Here is a 17,397-nt window from a genome sequence, read left to right as displayed (position 1 = left end):
GCGCGCAGTCCCGAAAGCGCACGCGCCAGAAGGCGCGCGGTCCCTACTTCGCCGGCATATGCGCGGCGATGATCTTGCCGAGATCGTCGATGCTGATTTCGCCCGTATATTTGTCGCCGTTGACGAAGAAGGTGGGCGTCGAGTTCACGCCGAATTTTTCGCTGGCGCGGGTGCGGACGGCGTTGATCTTCTCGTAAAGCGCCTTGTCCTTCAGCACCGCGTCGATCTTGTCCTGCCCGAGGCCCGTCTGCTTGAGCACGTTGGCGAGGCCGTCGAGCGGATTGTCGATGAAGGCCCAGTTTTTCTGCTGTGCGAAGAGGAGGTCGACGACGGCGTCGCGCTTGTCGCCCAATTCGCGCGCCAGCATGAAGGCGGCGGCCGCGAGCGGATCGAGCGGGAACTCGCGCAAGATGAACTTCGCCTTGCCCGTGTCGACATAATTCTTTTTCAGCGCCGGATAGACCTCCTTGTGGAAGGCGGCGCAATGGCTGCAGGTCATCGAGGCGTATTCGACGATCGTCACCGGAGCGTTGGCGTCTCCCTCGACAATGTCGGGCAGCGCGTTCGGCGCCATCAGCTCCTCGACCGGAACCTTGCCCGCAGGGGCTTTATCGCCCGCCAAAGCCGGGCTGAGGACAAGAACGAGCGCGCCAGCCGCGAAAGAGAGCACGCGGCGGCGCGAGGGCGCGAAAATCGGGAAGGACATGAGCGGTCCGTTTTTGACAATGAAAGGCGGAGCGAACATAGTCGCTCCGCCGACGGCGGCAAAGGCTATTTGCCCCTTGGGCCGCCTTATTTCTTCCGGGCGCGAAAGCCGTGGGTCGGCTGGGCGAAATAATAGATCAAGGCGATGGCCGCGAAGACCCCGCCCGCCCAGAAGACGACGTCGCCGATCTGGAGATCCCGCACGCTGAAGCTTGCAAGGCTCACGAGCAGGCCGCCGATGGCGAACCATAGCGGCGTCTGGCTGCGCTCCTTCGGCTTTGGATTCCTGTTTGTGAAATAAGACATTTTCCTCCCCGGGCTTGTTTTTGGGCGATCATAACGCGCCTGCGCGTCTTTGCGAAAGCGGCGCGCCCTGGACCTTCCGCTTGGCGCGTAACGAATTCCCGCTGGAACTCGGGGTCTCCCGCCTGATGCCTTAGACTGGGCGCGGGAGGAATGGTTTTCGAAATGCGCCAAGGGATCGCGGAGGCGGCGAAGCCGGCATTGTTCGCCACATTGGTCATGAGCCTCGTCGGCGCGCTAGCTGTCCTGGTGGGGCAGCCATGGCTTTTTCCAAGCCTGGGGCCGACGCTTTTCCTCCTGGCGACGAACCCCGCCGAGCGGCCCCGGAACGTCTTCGCCGGCCACGCGATCGGGGCCGTCATGGGCTTTGGCGCGCTGTTCGTGTTCGGCGCCCAGGGAACGCCCTCGGCGTTCGACGCCGGCGCTGTGGACGCAAGCCGAGCCGCCGCGACGGCGCTCGCAGTGGGGATGACGCTCCTGTTGCAATCTCTGATCGACGCCAAACATCCCCCCGCCGCCGCAACGACGATGCTGATCACGCTCGGCGGCATGCGCCCCGTCTGGAGCACGATCGCGGCGATCGTCGCGGGCGTCGGGCTCATCGCCGGGCTCGGTTATGCGACCCGGGGATTGTTTCGCGCCCGTCGCGAGAAGCCGCTCGCGCGCCTTGAGGCGAAGAAAGGGCAGGACATCGAGGCGGGCGGCCGCGAGAGGCAGGGGCGCGACAAATTGTCGGAAGCCCTGGCATTACCCCAAAATGGGCGAGACGGCGTTGATGCGGCGGGCGTCGATCAAATAACGTCATGAGGCCAGCGGTTCCCCCCGCTCGGTTGCTCCTCTTTGGGGCGTCCTCCCAGACTTGGGCCGCTGGAAACGGCGGCCCATTTTCCCGGAATGGCGCAAAGGGCGAGGCCCCATGGACATTACGCTTGATGAGGCCATCGACATCTACGCGAGGGCTCTATGCGCCTGGCGGAAGGAAGAGGCGCATCGCGACGCGCGGAATGAAGCGCTCGCCTACAGAGCCATCGGCGACGAAGAAGGCTACCGCGCCTGGTCGCGCGTCGCCGAGAAGGCCGCCATCTTGATAGAGGAGCGCAGGGACGATCTCAAACGTAAGGTTTGAGCGCTCGGATGAGTTTTAAGAGCCGCTGCATCTCCCGGCGCCAGTAGTCGGCATATTCGGTGCGGATGACCGGGACGCCGTCGCGGGTTGCGATCCGCCACCTGTCTTGAGCGTCTTTTTCGATAAGCCCGCGCTTTTCCAGCGCGAGAAGCTTGCGTCGCGTCGTCTCTCTCGGGATTTCGGTGATTTCCGATATTCGCGCCTGCGGCAGCGAATGGACCGGCAGATATTCGAGGTCGTTGTCCGGCGCGCCGATGCGCTCCTCACGCAAATGGTAGCGCGCCAGCGTCAGGAAGATGAGAGACTCGTCCAGATCCCCTTCGAAGACCTTCCTGAAGTCGATGAGCTGCGCCACGAGAAATTCGATCGCGTGGTGCTGGAATTCGACATAATGTCTGTCGACGGGCGTTTCCGGGATCGAGGGGTCTTTCGTAATCATCCTGCATCGGGGGAAAGCGGCGGTCGGGCGATGGACAGGAACGGTATCGGATCGGCGAGCCGGTGGCAAAGCGGGCCGATTTACGCCCGCGCCCAAGGCCGCCCAACAGAAAGGCGCCGACGTTGGAGACGCCGGCGCCGTCAAGGTTACGGAGTCTTTCGCAGCGATTAGCGCGAATAGAACTCGATGACGAGGTTCGGCTCCATCTGGACCGGATAGGGCACTTCCGTCGCGTGCGGGACGCGCGAAAGCTTCGCGACCATCTTGGAGTGATCGACGTCGTAATATTCGGGCACGTCGCGCTCGGCGAGGGCCACGGACTCCAGAACCGTCACGGCCTGCTTTGAGGATTCCTTCACCTCGATCACGTCGCCGACCTTAACGAGATAGGACGGGATGTTGACGCGCTTGCCGTTGACGCGGATGTGGCCGTGATTGACGAACTGGCGCGCCGCGAAGACGGTCGGCACGAACTTGGCGCGGTAGACGATCGCGTCGAGACGGCGCTCCAGCAGACCGATCAGATTGTCGCCCGAGTCGCCCTTCATGCGGATGGCCTCGGCGTAATATTTACGGAACTGCTTTTCGGAGATGTTGCCGTAATAGCCCTTGAGCTTCTGCTTCGCCTTGAGCTGCGTGCCGTAGTCGGAAAGCTTGCCCTTGCGGCGCTGGCCGTGCTGACCGGGGCCATATTCGCGGCGGTTCACGGGGCTCTTCGGGCGGCCCCAGATATTCTGGCCCAGGCGGCGGTCGAGCTTGTATTTGGCTTCAGCGCGCTTCGTCACTTACGTTCGTCCTCTCATGGTCGCGTTTACGCGCGAGAGGCGAAAAGACGAAAAAGCGCCCGGAGCGCTTCGCTCGGGGCGTCGTCCACAACCGCGTCTCTCGCACGCGCCCGGCGCGGGGCCGGGGCTTCAAGAACGCGCCCTCCTCTGCCGAAAACCGGCCGACAGGCGTTTAGGTCAAACGCCACGGGTGCTTGTCCGGCGCGTCGCCGCGCCGGACCAAGAGGGGAGCTAAAGGAAGCGGCTCCCCGAGTCAAGAAGCCGATTACGGCCAGTCGAGCGGCAGGCCCTCATTGTAGGGCACGATCATGTCGGTGTTGTAGGGCGGCCGCGTCGGCAGCGTCTCCTGCATGTACCAGCTACGCTGGTTCGACTGGATCGGATCCTGATTATAGTAGGTCTGCTGCAGCATGTAGCGGTTCGTGCTGCCGACGGGAACCTTGGTGCCGGGGTCGAGCCAGCTGCGCGTGGCGCCCGGAACGCCGGGGCCCAGGCTGACGGACCGGTTGAAGGAGTCGTCCCGGTTATGTGCGATCGAGTAGCCGGCGGGCTGGCGGTTGCGCGACTTGGCGAGCGCGTCGCCGCCCGTGGCCATCGCGACCAGGCAGGCGAGGCCCACCGACACTTTAAAACCCTTGCGCATCTCCATCCTCTCAGGCTCGACGCTTCGGACGCATCATATAGGATCGTCTCGCAAAAGCGAGACGACTGTCCTGCCCTCGTCTAGTTTTTCGCCGCCTCAGGGTGAATCGGGGCCGAACGCGCGACGCCGTGGCCCTTCTTGGCGTGGGCGGCCGGCTTTGCGCGCGCGGTCCGCGCGGGCGGGATGGCGGCCGTGAGGTCGTCGCGCGAGACATTCGCGCAGCCCTTGCCGCGGGCGAGCTCGGCGTTGAGGAAGAAATCGTTTAACTGCCTGTTGTCGCCGCCCGCCGAATAGTTCAGCTTGTCGAGCAGGCAGGCGAAGGCGACGCGGTCGATCGGCTTCGCCGCCGCGCCGCAGGCGATGCCGGCGATCTCCAGCGGCGCTTTCGGCTCGACCAGGCGGGCCGCGAGGCAGCCGCGCTCGCTCGCCTCGACGCCCGCGCCGTCCGGTTGGGCGAGCCGGATGTCCGCCGCTTCGAAAGCGCCGAACCGCGTGGTCAAAGTGGCGCGCTGGCCGATCTTCGCGACATTCAGGCCAGCCGCCTGCGCGTGGTTCTTCATGTCGAGGAAGAAGTCGGGATTGGTCGTTTTGGGATCGAGGTCGGGATGGACGTCGACGCGCAGGAAGGGCGCGCCGAGGGCGAACTGGCCGACTGTCAGGCTGTCGACGCGCGGGGCGCCGTCCCTGGTCTCGCCGACGGCGACGATCTTTTTCTCGTGCGCGAATTCGGGCGCGTCGATGTCGAGCGCCGCGACGGAGGAAGGCTTGGCTCCGAGCGCGGTCTCGAGTTCGGCGCCCGCCTTGGCGGCGATCTTCGCGCGGGTCTCGACGCCCGCCGGCGCCCCGGCGTCGGCGACCGTCGGAATCGGCGCCGGATGGCGGATCAGCAGAGCGGCGGCCGCAAGGATGACCGAGGCGCCGACGCCCATCCCGAGGGCGGCTTTCACGCCCGCCGGGCGCGCGCGCAGCGGGCCCATGGATGATCGGTCATAGTCTCGGTCGAAAGAGGTCGCACTCATCACGCAACTCCGGCGGTCTCGGCAAGCAAGCGTCTACGATGCGAAGACCTTCGCCGGGCCGCATGGAATTAGGGTTAACAATGCCGCTACATGTTCGGACATGGTGAATGCGAGGTAAACCGGCGTCCTGGAAGAACGCGGCTCGTATCTGATTGACACGTTCACGCTGTCTGGTACCGTGGCAAAAAGGTGAATGATTGGAGAGGCTTGGATGACGCCGACGATGGAATTGGTCAAGGCGACCGAAAGGCCTTTGCATGGGGGCGTCGTCTATTTCGACGTGCTTGCCTGGTTTCACAAATTTCTCAATCCGAAGAATTATCTGGAAATCGGCACCCGCACGGGCGATTCGCTGCGCAGCGTCACATGTCCTTCGATCGCAATCGATCCCGCTTTTCAGATTAGTGAAGATATTATCGGTCGAAAATCCATTCTCCACATCTTCCAGAAGACGAGCGACGATTTCTTCCGTGATCACGATCCCGCGATATTGTTCGGCGCGCCTGTCGATCTTGCTTTCTTGGACGGCTTGCATTGGTACGAATTCCTGTTGCGGGACTTCATCAACATTGAAAAGTCCTGCCGCAAGAATTCAGTCGTCGTCTTACATGACTGCATTCCCACGAATCTCTATTATGCGCGGCGTCTGTTGGAAGATCTGTCGGGCCTGTCGAGCCAGATGCCGAACCCCAATTGGTGGGCGGGCGACGTCTGGAAAACGGTTGCGATCCTGAAGAAAGCGCGCCCGGACCTGCGTATCCACGCTTTCGACGCGCCCCCCACCGGGCTGGTCTGCATCACCAATCTCAATCCGGGATCGACCGTCCTCGAAGAGGATTATTACGATCTCGTGCAAGAGTTGATGGACACGTCCCAAGACGCGGACAATTTCGTTTCCTATTGCAACTCGCTCACTGTCCGCCCTACGGGGGATCTTGCGACCGCCGATCGGATGGCGCGTTTCTTCTGGCTTTGAGCGCTTCGGCCGAGATTTGAGACCTTGATATGGCGCCAAGCCTCAAACCTGTGTCGGAGCTCGGTTTAAGCGAGGCGAACAGCCTCGACGAAGTCGCCGAAAGGTCCGATTCCATTTTTCGGGAGGGCGGCGAGCCGGCCGTGGTGGGGGAGACCACCGCCTTCGAAATCAATGCCGAGGGTCAGTTCGTCGAAAAACGCGAGGGCGTCGGCTACGCGCCGCCCAGCAGATTCTATGCTAGTCTCAATGACGTCTTCTATCACCCTTTCTGCAATATCGTGACCCGCGGCGACGAGATCGTGTTGGAGGACACGATTGCGGAGAGGGGGCGCAGCTTTGACGAATGGCCCCTGAATCATCTTCAGCTCCGGCGGATCCGCGCGCCCGAATTGCGCGCGTCGCTGCCGCGGCACCGGGAGCCGGTCATCCTCGGCGGCCACTCGTCTTTTTGCATATTCGGACATTTTTTTCTCGACATGCTTCCGCTCATCGTACGGTTCAGGTCGCTATTGAACGGCGGTGAGCTGAAGATAGGTTTTTTTCAATTCAAGGACTGGATGCGCGATCTTTTCGAGCTCGCCGACGTCGATCTTGCCTGCGTCAAAATGCTGGATGCAATGCCGAACTGGCTCGCTCATGGGATCATATCGCATCACCATAGTGCGAAGACGACGCAATACCCCTGTGCGAATGCGGAGATTTCTTACGGATTCCTTCGTGAGCGCGTCGATGACGGCCACTTTTTCGAACGCGTTTTCTTCCTGCGCGGCGATGCGGTCAGGCGATTGCAAAACGAGGCCGAAGTCGCCATGCACTTTGCGAGTCGCGGCTTCGTGATCCTTGATCCGCAAAAGTTCTCCGTCGCGGGTCAGGCCGAAATTATGAAAAGCGCCAAGGTCTTTGCGTCCGTATTCGGATCGGGCTTCAGCCTGTGCCCGCTCATGGAGCCGGGCGTTGGGACGGTCATTGAACTTGCGCCAAGCACGATTCGGGACCACTGGTTGCGGCGGCTACTCGCGCGCTTCGATCTCAAGCACGTCAGCATCGTCTATGACGGCGAAACTCAGTTCATCGACATCGCCGTTCTGTCCGCGATTCTCGACCGCGTCCTTGATTAGGCGCGGAGAGGCTTCACTTCCCTCCGCAGGAATAATTGAATCCCCCGCCGTCGATGGGCGCGGCGAACGCCACGCGGAAACGGGTTCTTTCGCTCACGCTGATGAAGTAGCCGCTGCCTGCCGCGATTGGGTCCATCGGGGTGAGAACGCAAAAGCCGGCGCCGGGGAACGCCGTGGCGAATTCGACTGTGCAGCCTCGCGCGCGCGAACCGGTCTTAAACTGTCCGGCCGCGGACGTTGACTGGGGATGAGGCGCGGGCGGCGCTTTTCCGCAGTCGCTCAGGGTGGGCGCGGCGCCGATGGTGAGGAACCGATGCGCATAAGCGTCGCCTTCGCGCGTCAATCCTGCCGCCTCTACTTCCGTTTTCGAATCGACCCAGGATACGCCCTTGGCGTGAAAACGCAGGCCGAGCGAGGATTCCCCCGCGACGCTGTCGTTGCGAATGAAGGCGCCGCGGGCGCCATAAGCGTCGTTCGACCAGCGGATCTCGTGGTGGGGCGCGAGCTCCACGGCGATCGCGCCAGGATTGGCGAATGTCGCAGGCGCGCCCGTCGCCCTGGTCTCGACCGGCGCGGAAATCTCGACCCGGTTTCCCGTCGTGAAAACGGCCGTCACGATGGATCCGGGCGGAACATCCCTCGAAACGACCATTTGGCCGGCGACGACCCCTAGGGATTGGGGCGACGCCGGCAGCGTGATCACCCTGTCGCCCTCCGCGGCGCTGATGGTCGTCGAGACGTCCCGGGCGCCGTTGGATCCCGCAAGCGCGGTGCTGCCGAAGACAAGTCCGCGAAGGACCTGTCCGCCGAAGTTTGGCGCCGCGATCAGGGCCGAAGACGGCCAGAAATCGCGCCTGGGATGGGAGCCGCCGCCCGGATCGAGTTGCAGATGGGCTTGCCAGCCCGCATTGTTGACCTGGAACGGATTGATCGTGGGCGGATAGCCCGCATAGTTCGGCATGGCGATTTCATGCCCGACCGCATTCGCTCCCGCCGCCGTTCGCGCGACCTCGGAGTAAAGGCATTCCGCATATGCATGTCGTCCGGCGCCGGGAGCGTCGGAAAGCTGAAAGCAACCATAGCCCGACGACACGCGGTATTGGCCGCCGCCCGCATAGTCGCTCGCCTTACCGATGGTCACGACGCCATAGCCGCCTTTTGGCTGGCCGATGAGCACCTGAGCGTCGCGGGGCAGGTAGTTCACGCCGAAGTCCCGATAGGGCGGCGGAAGTTCCTCGTTCCCGAGATCGGCCCTGTCGGGAATGTCGACCCCCCAGCCGAACCGCGCTTTTCCCCGGCTCAACACGGATGGGAGAATGGATGGCGCCGCCTCAGGCTGGCTGCGCGGCTTTCGGGCTTCTTCGAGCGGCCTGGGCGAGTCGCTTCCGTCGAAGGCCTGCGCCACATTTATGGCGTGCATGAGCGCGAGCAGGCCGGTCAGGCCAAGGCGGGTGGCGTTCATGCCGCTCCTTTCGTCAGAGCGACTCCACAGGCCAAGTCCGCCTTTTTCAAGTCGGCCTTTTTAACCAAGCCACGAAAAAACCCGCGCCTTTCGGCGCGGGCTCCATGCTTTCGCGTCGTAGGGGAGGATTACTCCTCGCCCTTCTTGCCCTTCTTCGGCGCTTCTTCGCGGGCCTTCAGCGCCGCGCCGAGGATGTCGCCGAGCGACGCGCCCGAGTCGGCCGAGCCGTACTGGGCGATCGCCTCCTTCTCTTCGGCGACTTCCAGCGCCTTGATCGAGACGGCGATCTTGCGCGCCTTGCGGTCGAAAAGGGTGACGCGCGCGTCGACCTTCTCGCCGACGGCGAAGCGCTCGGGGCGCTGGTCGGCGCGGTCGCGGGCGAGTTCGCTGCGCTTGATGAAGGTCGTCAGATCGGTGCCGGCGATCTTGACGTCGATGCCGGTGTCCTTGACCTCGATCACCTCGCAAGTGACCACGGCGCCCTTGCGGACGTCGCCGCCTTCCTCGCCGCCGCCCACGGAGGCGAAGGGATCGCCCGCGAGCTGCTTCACGCCGAGCGAGATGCGCTCCTTCTCGACGTCGACGTCGAGAACCTGGGCGTTGATCACGTCGCCCTTCTTATACTCCTCGATGACCTGCTCGCCCGGACGGTTCCAGTCGAGATCGGAGAGATGGACCATGCCGTCCACATCGCCGTCCAGGCCGATGAAGAGGCCGAACTCGGTCTTGTTCTTGACCTCGCCGGTGACGGTCGAACCCACCGGGTGCTTCTCGGCGAAGGCCTCCCACGGATTCTGCAGGGTCTGCTTGAGGCCCAGCGAAATGCGGCGCTTGACCGGATCGACCTCGAGCACCTGCACGTCGACTTCCTGGCTCGTCGATACGATCTTGCCGGGATGGACGTTCTTCTTGGTCCAGCTCATCTCCGAGACGTGGACGAGGCCCTCGATGCCCGGCTCCAGCTCCACGAAGGCGCCGTAGTCGGTGATGTTGGTCACGCGGCCGTGGAACTTCGCGCCGATCGGATATTTGGCCTCGATGCCCTGCCACGGATCGTCGAGCAGCTGCTTCATGCCGAGGGAGATGCGGTGCGTCTCGTGATTGATCTTTATGATCTTCACCTTGACCGTCTGGCCAATGGTCAGCACCTCGGACGGATGGTTGACGCGGCGCCAGGCGATGTCGGTGACATGCAGCAGGCCGTCAATGCCGCCGAGGTCCACGAAGGCGCCGTAGTCGGTGATGTTCTTTACGACGCCGTCGATCACCTGCCCCTCTTCGAGGTTGGCGACGATCTCGTGACGCTGCTCGGCGCGGCTCTCCTCGAGCACGGTGCGGCGGGACACGACGATGTTGCCGCGGCGGCGGTCCATCTTCAGGATATGGAACGGCTGCGGAACGTTCATCAGGGGGCCGACGTCGCGGATCGGACGGATGTCGACCTGCGAGCGGGGCAGGAAGGCCACGGCGCCGTCGAGGTCGACCGTGAAGCCGCCCTTGACCTGATTGAAGATGACGCCCTCGACCTTCTCATTGGTCTCGAAGGCCTTTTCGAGCTTGACCCAGCTCTCCTCGCGGCGCGCCTTGTCGCGCGAGATGACGGCCTCGCCGAGCGCGTTCTCGACGCGCTCCAGATAGACCTCGACCTCTTCGCCGACCTGGGGGGCGGGGTCGCGGCCATATCCGGTGAATTCCTTGAGGGCGACGCGGCCTTCGGTCTTCAGACCGATGTCGATGACGGCGACGTCCTTCTCGATGGCGACGACGCGCCCCTTGATGACGGAGCCTTCGAAAGCCTCGTTATCGCCGTAGCTCTGCTCGAGCAGGGCGGCAAAATCTTCGCGCGTGGGCGCGCGATCGGTCGTAGCGGACATTTGTTCTCCTGAGGGCCCCTGTCGGGGCGGCGCCGGCTTTGAGGTTGGCGTTGCGGTCGGTTCCCGGCGATCGGAACGTCCCAGCGCCTCCCGCGCGTGATTTGGGACGAAAAGTTCGTAACCGAACTGGCCGGCGCGGCCCGACGGACGAAAACCAAGTGATTTGCGAACCAGGCGAAAGGCTTGATGCGCGGCAGCTATGTAACAGCGGTCCGTCCCGGCGGCAAGCGGGGCGGAAGCGCCTTTGTTGCTGCGGCGCCTAAGTTAGGCTATTGCATTGCAGCAATGCTTGCGTTTCGTATTCGCCATATGACGGAAATCCTGCTAGCGAAAGCGGAGCCCGGCGCCAATCTCGAAGGCTATAGCGCGACCTCCGGGCGAAACGTCGCGCTTTGGGGAGCAACAACCATATGAAATCACGCGTGATCTCCGGGGCCGCTCTCGCCGTCGCGGCGATGTCTCTCGCCCTCGCCGCTTCGCCGGCCCAGGCCAGGCACAAGTCGCATCGCGCGCCCAAGGCGACAGCCGAAAAGCATAATTGCGGCGGCAAGAATGGCTGCCCCGCTAAAGCTGGCGAGGAGAAGGCCGCTCCGGCCGGAACCGCCGCCCCCGCCGCCCCGGCTCCGGCCGGCGAGAAGCCTGCTGAGACGAAGTAAGCCGATTCGGCGCGCCCTCCGGACGGTTCGAAAGGCGCGCCGTCTTACGCCCGCGCCGGGCGATTTGCATAGGAGAAGTATATGAAGACGAAGATCGTTTCGGGTTCGGCCCTCGCGGCCGCCGCTGTCGGCCTCGCGCTCAGCGGCGCAGTCGTCGCGCCGGCGTCGGCGCATGGCTCCCATGCGTGTTCGATGGCCAAGGGCCAGTGCGGCGGCAAGGCCGCCTGCATGACCAAGACCGGCGTCTGCAAGCACAATGCCGGTAAGAGCAAGGCCGCCTGCCGCCATGGCTGCCATCACAAGAGCTCCTGCCACCACAGCAAGAGCGCTTGCAACATGAAGGCGAAATGCCACACTAGGTAACGCTCGAGCGTGGCCTTTGGCGCGCGCCATTTGACGGCCCAGGACGGGCTTTTCAGAGGAGAAGCATATGAAGACGAAAGTCGTTTCCGGGTCGGCGCTCGCGGCGGCCGCCATTGCGCTCGCCTTGAATGGCGCGGCCGTCGCCCCGGCCCATGCCCACGCTTCCGCCGCGCACGCCAAGGCGCATTGCGGCGGAAAGGGCGCATGCCGCCACACGGCGAAGTGCCACCATAAGTCGCAGTGCCATCACCATAAAGGGCGTTGCAATATGAAGAGCGCATGTCACGCGAAGTAAAGGGGACGCGCCGGGTTCCGTTCGGGGTCCGGCGCGCGTCAGGGCAGGGGAATCCTTGAATGCAAAAGCCCGCGCCGCTTGGCTACGGCCTTGGCCTCCGGCCCGTATATTTCGACGAGATCATGTCGACGCGCCCGCCGGTCGACTGGTTCGAAGTCATTTCTGAAAATTACATGGTTCCCGGCGGCAAGCCGCTGTCCATGCTCGACGCCGTCCGCGCCGACTATCCGGTCGCGATGCATGGCGTATCCATGTCGCTCGCCTCGACCGATCCGCTCGACTTCGACTATCTTGCGCAGCTCAAGGCGCTGATTGAGCGCGTCGAGCCCGCCTGGGTCTCGGACCATGTCGCCTGGACGGGCGTGCACGGGCTGACGCTCCACGATCTTCTTCCGATCCCGTATACGCGCGAATCCCTCGCTCACATCGTCGAGCGCATCTGCCGCGTGCAGGACTATCTCGGGCGCCGGCTCGTCATCGAAAACGCCTCGACCTACGTCTCTTTCGTCTCCTCGGAGATGAGCGAGCCGGAATTCGTAAAGGAGATGGCCGAGCGGGCCGATTGCCTGCTGCTGCTCGACGTCAACAATGTCTTCGTGTCGAGCTTCAATCACGGCTTCGACCCCGTGGCCTTCATCGACGCCGTCCCGGTCGAGCGCGTGGTCCAGTTTCACATGGCGGGCCACACCAACCACGAGACGCACCGCGTCGACACCCACGACCAGCCGGTTTGCGAGGAGGTATGGGCGCTCTACGAACATGCGCGCCGCCGCTTCGGCGCGGTGTCGGCCATGATCGAGCGAGATGATAATTTTCCGCCCCTTTCCGAGCTTCTCGACGAATTGCGGCGCATGCGCGACATCGACGCGCGCATTGCCGCCGGGCGTTCGCTGAGCGCCGCATGAAACTCGCCGAGTTCCAGTCTCTGTTTCAGACGCGCATCCTCGCGGGACCGGGCGCGGCGGATGCGCCGCTGATCGAGGCGCTGCGCCGATCGCAGCGCGGCGCGATGCGCGAAGATTTGCTGCGCGTCTATCAATCCGGCTATCGCATCCGGCTGGAGAGCTTCCTTTATGAAGATCATCCGGGCCTGCGCGCGCTTCTGGGCGACGACGCCTTCGAGGCGCTGGTCCGCGACTTTGTCGAATCAAACCCGCCCAGGAACCGCAACGCTCGCTGGTACACCACCGGTCTTCCGGATTACATGACTGCGCATCCGCAATGGCGCGACAATCGGCCCGCGCTTTCCATGGCGCTGTTCGAGCGCGCCATGGTTGACGCTTTTGACGCGCCGGATGCGGAGACGCTGACGATCCAGGCGCTCGCGGGCTTCGCGCCAGAGGATTCGCCGCGCCTCGTCTTCGCCTTTCACCCGAGCCTCATCGTGCTCGAACTCGTCGCCGGAACCATGGCCGCCTATCAGGCCTTCAGCGAAGAGGACGACGCGGAGGAAAGCGAGGCGGCGGCGGAGTTCGAAGCCGACCGGCGGGAGCAAGGCGCATCCTTCGCGCCCGGCGCGACCGAAACCGTCGCGGTCTGGCGCTGCAATGAGGAAACCGCTTTTCGAGAGCTGGAAGCGGATGAATATGTCGCGCTGAGCGAAGCCAGGGCCGGCCGCGCCTTTGGTGAAATTTGTCAGATGGCGGCCTTTCAGCAGTCGGGCGAGATTGCGCCCGAGCGGCTCGCGCAATTTCTCGCAAGCTGGTTCGAAGACGGCATGGCGGTCGGCGTTTCCTTGCGCGATTGATCTGCAAATCCTACGTTTCTGCTATAATTAGGGACGTGGGCCGCTGGCCCAGCTCCTCGAACGAAGGCGTTTGGCGTGATCGACACGAACGCGACAGCTCCCGTCGACGACCTTGGAATATTGCGTCAGGCCGAAAGATGGGCTCGGGCGGGAAGCGGCGTCGCCATCGCGACCGTCGTGGAGACGTTCGGCTCCGCGCCGCGGCCGGTCGGCTCTCATCTCATCGTGGCGGAGAGCGGTCTCTTCTGCGGCTCGGTCTCGGCAGGCTGCGTCGAGGGCGAGGTCATTACGGCGGCGCTCGACGTCATCGCCGACGGCGCGCCGCGCATTCTTGAATTCGGCGTCGCCGACGAAACCGCGTGGCGCGTGGGGCTCTCCTGCGGCGGCCGCATCGTCGTGCATGTGGGACGCGTGGACCCGGCCCGCCTTGCCTTGATCGCGCGCGTGAACGCCGAATGCGCCGCGCGCCGCGCCTGCGCGCTGACGACGCCGCTGGAGGGCGGCGCGGCGCGGCTTGCGCTTTCGGACGACAGCGGCTTCGCGGACCGATTCCGCGACGGAAGCCGGCTTGTCGTCGATTGCGGGGAACGAGTTTTCATCAATTGCTATCGGCCCGGCCCGCGCCTCGTCATCGTCGGCGCCGTGCATGTCGCGCAGGCGCTCGCGCCCATGGCGGCGCTTGCGGGTTTCGACGCGGTCGTGGTCGATCCGCGCAGCGCCTATGCAGCCGAGGCGCGCTTTTCGGGCGCAAGGCTGGACTCCCGCTGGCCGGACGAGGCGCTGCCGGCGATCGGCCTCGATCCCTTCACGGCGGTCGCGGTCCTCACCCATGATCCCAAGATCGACGATCCGGCTCTGCGTCTCGCTTTGGCGTCCGACTGTTTCTATGTCGGCGCGCTCGGCTCGCGCGCGACGCATGCACGGCGCGTCGAGCGGCTGAGGGCGAGCGGGGTGACGCCGCGCATGCTGGAGCGCCTGCGGGCGCCGATCGGCGTCGACATCGCCGCGATCGGCCCCGCCGAGATTGCCGTAGCGATTCTCGCCGAGCTGATCCTGGCGCGCGGGCAGAAGCCGCTGCGCAGCCTGACGCCGCGCGCGGAGCCTGCTTTTTCCGGCGCATGCGCATGAGCATGGCGGTCGCAGCCATCATTCTCGCCGGCGGCCGCGGCGTTCGCTTCGGCGGCCGCGAAAACAAGCTGCTCGCCGCGATTGACGGCGAGCCGGTGTTGCGGCGCGTCGCGTGGGCGGCGCTCGCCTCGCGCGCAGCTCCGCCCGTCGTCGTCACAGGACATGCGCGCAACGATATCGAGGCGGCGCTCGCGGATCTGCCGGTTCGCCTCACGCATAATCCCCTCTTCGCAAGCGGTCTCGCGTCGTCGTTGCGCGCGGGACTTGCGGCCGCGGCCGACGTGGACGCCGCGGTTATTTTGCTCGGCGACATGCCCGGCGTCTCGCCCCGCATCGTCGATGCGCTGATCGAGGCGTTTGAGGCGGCGCCGCAGGGCGCGGCGGTCGTGCCGACATGCCACGGCCGGCGCGGCAATCCGGTTCTGCTTCCGCGCGCGATCTTCCCGCAGGTCGCCCTGCTCGAAGGGGACGAAGGCGCGCGAAAGCTCCTGCGCGCGCGCCAAAACGTCGTCGAATTGCCGCTCGACGACGATCGCGTGCTGGCGGACGTCGATGCGCCGGCCGATCTCGCTCGCTTCAAACGAAGCTGATATTCGCGTCCTTGAGCGGAATGGAGCGGATCCGCTTGCCCGTCGCGGCGAAATAGGCGTTGAGCACGGCGGGCGCCGCGGCGCAGATCGTCGGCTCGCCCACGCCGCCCCAGAAGCCGCCGCTCGGCATGACGATGCATTCGACCTTCGGCATGTCTTTCAGGCGCATCGACTCGTAGCTGTCGAAATTCTCCTGCTCGACGCGTCCGCCCTTGATGGTGATCCCGCCATGGAAGAGCGCCGACAGGCCGTAAACGAAAGAGCCTGCGACCTGCCGCTCGATCTGCGCGGGGTTCACCGCATGGCCCGGGTCCGTCGCCGCGACGATGCGATGGATCTTGATCCTGTCGGTGGGCAAGACCGAGATCTCAGCGGCCGCGGCGACATAACTGCCGTAGCCCATGAAGACCGCGACGCCGCGATGAACGCCCTGCGGCGCGGGCTTCTCCCAGCCCACGCGCTCGACCACGGCGTTAAGCACGCCAAGATGTTTGGGATGATTCGCCATCAGCTTGCGGCGGAACGCCACCGGGTCCTCGCCCGCCGCGTGGGCGAGCTCGTCCATGAAACATTCGAGATAGATGGCGTTCTGGTTGATGTTCACGCCGCGCCACCAGCCCGGCGGAACGGGCGGATTGCGCATGGAATGTTCGACGAGAAGATTGGGAAAGGCGTAGCCGATCTGCGCGTCGCCCGTCGTCACGAGACCCTGGAAGACCGCCGGATCGACGCCGTTCTTCACCATTTGCGGCCGTGCGACGACGAAGATGGACTGGCCGGAGATGCGCATATGCAGCGCCGTCAGCTTGTTGTCGGCGTCGAAGGCGCCGGTGAGCTTGCACTGGGTGACGGGGTGATACTTCCCCTGCGTCATGTCCTCTTCGCGCGACCACAAGAGCTTCACCGGCGTGCCGGGCAGTTGCTTCGCGATCAGCACGGCCTGCGTCACATAGTCCGTGAAGCCGCGGCGCCCGAAGCCGCCGCCGAGCATGATCTTGTGCACGTCGCATTTTTCGTGCGGCAGGCCCGAGGCCTGAACGACGGCGTCGAGCGCCGCCTCGCCATTCTGCGTGCCGGTCCAGACCTCGCATTTATCGTCCGTATAGAGCGCGGTCGCGTTCAGCGGCTCCATCGCCGCATGGTTCTGATGCGGATAGCCGTAGACCGCCTCGACAACTTTGGGCGCGGCGGCGATGGCGGCGCGCGCATTGCCGTTCTGATTGCCCGTGACGGCCGGCTGCGAATCGCTCAGACCCTCGCCCAGCCATTTTGCGACATCGGCGCTGCTGGATTTTGCGTTCGGCCCTTCGTCCCAGACGACGGGCAGCGCCTCGAGCGCGCTTTTGGCGCGCCACCAGGTGTCGGCGACGACAGCGACCGCATTGTCGCCGACGCGCACCACCTTCTTCACGCCCTTGAAATTCGCGATCTCGCCTTCGTCATAGCTCTTCAGCTTGCCGCCGAAGACGGGGCAGGCCTTGATTGCGGCGTTCAGCATGCCGGGCAGCTTCACGTCGACGCCGTAGATCATCTTGCCGGTCGCCTTGTCGGCGGTGTCGAGCCGCTTCAGGCCCTTGCCGGCGATCTTCCAGTCGCGTGGATCCCTCAGCGCGACCTCCGCCGGCGGCGCGAGTTTCGCCGCGGCCTCCGCGATCTTGCCATAGGTCGTCGAGCGGCCCGAGGCGGGATGCGTGATGACGCTCTTCTCCGCGCGGCACTCGCTCGCAGGAACCTTCCAGTCATTGGCGGCGGCCTGAACGAGCATGTGCCGGGCCATGGCGCCGCCCTTGCGGACGTAATCCTGCGAACCGCGGACGCCGCGGCTGCCCCCCGTGGAGAAATCGCCCCAAACGCGGTTGCGCGCCGCATTTTCGCCGGGCGTCGGATACTCCGTCGTCACCTTTGACCAGTCGCAATCCAGCTCTTCGGCGACGAGCTGCGCGAGGCCGGTGAGCGTGCCCTGGCCCATTTCCGAGCGCGCGATGCGGATGACGACCGTGTCGTCGGGCTTCACGACCACCCAGGCGTTGACCTCGCGCGCCGATTGCGCGGCTTCGGCCGCGCCGAGGCCCATCTCCGGGCTCATATTGAAGCCCAGGACGAAGCCGCCGAGCGTCGCGCCGCCGACAATGAAATCGCGACGGCCGATCTCGAAGATTTGCGTCATG

Annotated in this window: 21 protein-coding genes; 12 read left to right on the top strand and 9 right to left on the bottom strand. The window is 64.6% G+C overall.

All coding sequences use genetic code 11. The annotated features are described in order from the left end of the window. Positions 1-43 precede the first annotated feature (43 nt). Positions 44-706: a thioredoxin domain-containing protein gene (locus ACNHKD_RS17520; RefSeq protein WP_442754771.1), complete on the bottom strand. Its 663-nt coding sequence runs from the start codon at positions 704-706 to the stop codon at positions 44-46. Between the two features lie 86 nt (positions 707-792). Beyond that, a complete protein-coding gene (locus ACNHKD_RS17515) occupies positions 793-1,011 on the bottom strand; it encodes a hypothetical protein (protein WP_442754770.1) in 219 nt (72 codons plus the stop codon). Between the two features lie 162 nt (positions 1,012-1,173). On the opposite strand from ACNHKD_RS17515, the gene ACNHKD_RS17510 reads away from it, so the two are divergent. Both ACNHKD_RS17510 and ACNHKD_RS17505 read left to right on the top strand, forming a co-directional pair. Beyond that, entirely contained in the window at positions 1,174-1,815 is a 642-nt protein-coding gene (locus ACNHKD_RS17510) for an HPP family protein (protein WP_442754769.1), read from the top strand. Between the two features lie 109 nt (positions 1,816-1,924). Beyond that, positions 1,925-2,134: a hypothetical protein gene (locus ACNHKD_RS17505; RefSeq protein ID WP_442754768.1), complete on the top strand. Its 210-nt coding sequence runs from the start codon at positions 1,925-1,927 to the stop codon at positions 2,132-2,134. Here the strand turns inward: ACNHKD_RS17505 and ACNHKD_RS17500 are convergent. The 4 genes from ACNHKD_RS17500 to ACNHKD_RS17485 all read right to left on the bottom strand — a co-directional run bounded on the left by ACNHKD_RS17500 (position 2,118) and on the right by ACNHKD_RS17485 (position 5,020). Beyond that, complete coding sequence (locus tag ACNHKD_RS17500) at positions 2,118-2,573, bottom strand: hypothetical protein (RefSeq protein WP_442754767.1); 456 nt, start codon at positions 2,571-2,573, stop codon at positions 2,118-2,120. The genes ACNHKD_RS17505 and ACNHKD_RS17500 overlap by 17 nt on opposite strands. Before the next feature lie 167 nt (positions 2,574-2,740). Next, entirely contained in the window at positions 2,741-3,358 is a 618-nt protein-coding gene (gene rpsD, locus ACNHKD_RS17495; RefSeq protein ID WP_442754766.1) for a 30S ribosomal protein S4, read from the bottom strand. A 265-nt stretch (positions 3,359-3,623) separates the two neighbouring features. Next, on the bottom strand, positions 3,624-4,001 hold the full coding sequence (locus tag ACNHKD_RS17490; RefSeq protein WP_442754765.1) for a hypothetical protein: 378 nt from the start codon (positions 3,999-4,001) through the stop codon (positions 3,624-3,626). Positions 4,002-4,081: 80 nt separating this feature from the next. After that, positions 4,082-5,020, bottom strand: a complete 939-nt coding sequence (locus ACNHKD_RS17485; protein WP_442754764.1) for a hypothetical protein — start codon at positions 5,018-5,020, stop codon at positions 4,082-4,084. Between the two features lie 211 nt (positions 5,021-5,231). Here ACNHKD_RS17485 and ACNHKD_RS17480 point away from each other — a divergent pair, with 211 nt between their 5' ends. Together ACNHKD_RS17480 and ACNHKD_RS17475 are read left to right on the top strand one after the other, a co-directional pair. Continuing rightward, complete coding sequence (locus ACNHKD_RS17480; protein ID WP_442754763.1) at positions 5,232-5,996, top strand: class I SAM-dependent methyltransferase; 765 nt, start codon at positions 5,232-5,234, stop codon at positions 5,994-5,996. A 29-nt stretch (positions 5,997-6,025) separates the two neighbouring features. Beyond that, on the top strand, positions 6,026-7,114 hold the full coding sequence (locus tag ACNHKD_RS17475; protein ID WP_442754762.1) for a glycosyltransferase 61 family protein: 1,089 nt from the start codon (positions 6,026-6,028) through the stop codon (positions 7,112-7,114). Between the two features lie 13 nt (positions 7,115-7,127). On the opposite strand, the gene ACNHKD_RS17470 is transcribed toward ACNHKD_RS17475, so the two are convergent. Together ACNHKD_RS17470 and rpsA are read right to left on the bottom strand one after the other, a co-directional pair. Further along, positions 7,128-8,576 carry a hypothetical protein gene (locus ACNHKD_RS17470; RefSeq protein WP_442754761.1) on the bottom strand — a complete coding sequence of 483 codons (1,449 nt, stop codon included), beginning with the start codon at positions 8,574-8,576 and terminating at the stop codon, positions 7,128-7,130. 128 nt (positions 8,577-8,704) lie between these two features. Next, the gene (gene rpsA / locus ACNHKD_RS17465; protein WP_442754760.1) at positions 8,705-10,450 is read right to left on the bottom strand and encodes a 30S ribosomal protein S1; all 1,746 of its coding nucleotides are present in this window, start codon (positions 10,448-10,450) and stop codon (positions 8,705-8,707) included. Positions 10,451-10,636: 186 nt separating this feature from the next. Between rpsA and ACNHKD_RS17460 the strand changes: the two genes are divergently transcribed. The 8 genes from ACNHKD_RS17460 to ACNHKD_RS17425 all read left to right on the top strand — a co-directional run bounded on the left by ACNHKD_RS17460 (position 10,637) and on the right by ACNHKD_RS17425 (position 15,229). Beyond that, positions 10,637-10,864: a hypothetical protein gene (locus ACNHKD_RS17460; RefSeq protein ID WP_442754759.1), complete on the top strand. Its 228-nt coding sequence runs from the start codon at positions 10,637-10,639 to the stop codon at positions 10,862-10,864. Then, positions 10,861-11,106, top strand: coding sequence for a hypothetical protein (locus ACNHKD_RS17455; RefSeq protein WP_442754758.1), 246 nt, complete (start codon positions 10,861-10,863; stop codon positions 11,104-11,106). Before ACNHKD_RS17460 ends, ACNHKD_RS17455 begins: the two co-directional genes overlap by 4 nt. Positions 11,107-11,187: 81 nt before the next feature. Further along, positions 11,188-11,469, top strand: coding sequence for a hypothetical protein (locus ACNHKD_RS17450; protein WP_442754757.1), 282 nt, complete (start codon positions 11,188-11,190; stop codon positions 11,467-11,469). 67 nt (positions 11,470-11,536) lie between these two features. Then, entirely contained in the window at positions 11,537-11,764 is a 228-nt protein-coding gene (locus tag ACNHKD_RS17445) for a hypothetical protein (protein WP_442754756.1), read from the top strand. 59 nt (positions 11,765-11,823) lie between these two features. Then, positions 11,824-12,669: an MNIO family bufferin maturase gene (bufB, locus tag ACNHKD_RS17440; RefSeq protein WP_442754755.1), complete on the top strand. Its 846-nt coding sequence runs from the start codon at positions 11,824-11,826 to the stop codon at positions 12,667-12,669. Further along, entirely contained in the window at positions 12,666-13,511 is an 846-nt protein-coding gene (locus ACNHKD_RS17435; RefSeq protein ID WP_442754754.1) for an HvfC/BufC family peptide modification chaperone, read from the top strand. Before bufB ends, ACNHKD_RS17435 begins: the two co-directional genes overlap by 4 nt. A 75-nt stretch (positions 13,512-13,586) precedes the next feature. After that, entirely contained in the window at positions 13,587-14,639 is a 1,053-nt protein-coding gene (locus tag ACNHKD_RS17430) for an XdhC family protein (RefSeq protein ID WP_442754753.1), read from the top strand. Then, positions 14,636-15,229 (top strand): nucleotidyltransferase family protein, encoded by a 594-nt coding sequence (locus ACNHKD_RS17425; protein WP_442754752.1) that lies wholly within the window; start codon positions 14,636-14,638, stop codon positions 15,227-15,229. The genes ACNHKD_RS17430 and ACNHKD_RS17425 overlap by 4 nt, the downstream gene beginning before the upstream one ends. Here ACNHKD_RS17425 and ACNHKD_RS17420 read toward each other — a convergent pair. Next, positions 15,216-17,396, bottom strand: coding sequence for a molybdopterin cofactor-binding domain-containing protein (locus ACNHKD_RS17420; RefSeq protein ID WP_442754751.1), 2,181 nt, complete (start codon positions 17,394-17,396; stop codon positions 15,216-15,218). The genes ACNHKD_RS17425 and ACNHKD_RS17420 overlap by 14 nt on opposite strands. Between the last annotated feature and the right edge of the window lies 1 nt (position 17,397).

The organism is Methylocystis sp. JAN1, from assembly GCF_052186135.1.
Taxonomy (GTDB): Bacteria; Pseudomonadota; Alphaproteobacteria; order Rhizobiales; family Beijerinckiaceae; genus Methylocystis.
The sequence above is the reverse complement of the archived record's forward strand: the minus strand, read 5'-3'. Positions and strand labels throughout refer to the sequence as shown.

Bases quoted from the DNA above. Each gene is read 5' to 3' on its own strand.
- ACNHKD_RS17480 (WP_442754763.1), top strand. From the start codon at position 5,232: ATGACGCCGACGATGGAATTGGTCAAGGCGACCGAAAGGCCTTTGCAT.
- ACNHKD_RS17485 (WP_442754764.1), bottom strand. From the start codon at position 5,020: ATGAGTGCGACCTCTTTCGACCGAGACTATGACCGATCATCCATGGGC.
- ACNHKD_RS17425 (WP_442754752.1), top strand. From the start codon at position 14,636: ATGAGCATGGCGGTCGCAGCCATCATTCTCGCCGGCGGCCGCGGCGTT.
- rpsA (WP_442754760.1), bottom strand. From the start codon at position 10,450: ATGTCCGCTACGACCGATCGCGCGCCCACGCGCGAAGATTTTGCCGCC.
- ACNHKD_RS17470 (WP_442754761.1), bottom strand. From the start codon at position 8,576: ATGAACGCCACCCGCCTTGGCCTGACCGGCCTGCTCGCGCTCATGCAC.
- ACNHKD_RS17435 (WP_442754754.1), top strand. From the start codon at position 12,666: ATGAAACTCGCCGAGTTCCAGTCTCTGTTTCAGACGCGCATCCTCGCG.
- ACNHKD_RS17510 (WP_442754769.1), top strand. From the start codon at position 1,174: ATGCGCCAAGGGATCGCGGAGGCGGCGAAGCCGGCATTGTTCGCCACA.
- ACNHKD_RS17445 (WP_442754756.1), top strand. From the start codon at position 11,537: ATGAAGACGAAAGTCGTTTCCGGGTCGGCGCTCGCGGCGGCCGCCATT.
- ACNHKD_RS17450 (WP_442754757.1), top strand. From the start codon at position 11,188: ATGAAGACGAAGATCGTTTCGGGTTCGGCCCTCGCGGCCGCCGCTGTC.
- ACNHKD_RS17505 (WP_442754768.1), top strand. From the start codon at position 1,925: ATGGACATTACGCTTGATGAGGCCATCGACATCTACGCGAGGGCTCTA.
- ACNHKD_RS17455 (WP_442754758.1), top strand. From the start codon at position 10,861: ATGAAATCACGCGTGATCTCCGGGGCCGCTCTCGCCGTCGCGGCGATG.
- ACNHKD_RS17490 (WP_442754765.1), bottom strand. From the start codon at position 4,001: ATGCGCAAGGGTTTTAAAGTGTCGGTGGGCCTCGCCTGCCTGGTCGCG.
- ACNHKD_RS17515 (WP_442754770.1), bottom strand. From the start codon at position 1,011: ATGTCTTATTTCACAAACAGGAATCCAAAGCCGAAGGAGCGCAGCCAG.
- ACNHKD_RS17475 (WP_442754762.1), top strand. From the start codon at position 6,026: ATGGCGCCAAGCCTCAAACCTGTGTCGGAGCTCGGTTTAAGCGAGGCG.
- ACNHKD_RS17460 (WP_442754759.1), top strand. From the start codon at position 10,637: ATGCGCGGCAGCTATGTAACAGCGGTCCGTCCCGGCGGCAAGCGGGGC.
- bufB (WP_442754755.1), top strand. From the start codon at position 11,824: ATGCAAAAGCCCGCGCCGCTTGGCTACGGCCTTGGCCTCCGGCCCGTA.
- ACNHKD_RS17500 (WP_442754767.1), bottom strand. From the start codon at position 2,573: ATGATTACGAAAGACCCCTCGATCCCGGAAACGCCCGTCGACAGACAT.
- ACNHKD_RS17520 (WP_442754771.1), bottom strand. From the start codon at position 706: ATGTCCTTCCCGATTTTCGCGCCCTCGCGCCGCCGCGTGCTCTCTTTC.
- ACNHKD_RS17420 (WP_442754751.1), bottom strand. From the start codon at position 17,396: ATGACGCAAATCTTCGAGATCGGCCGTCGCGATTTCATTGTCGGCGGC.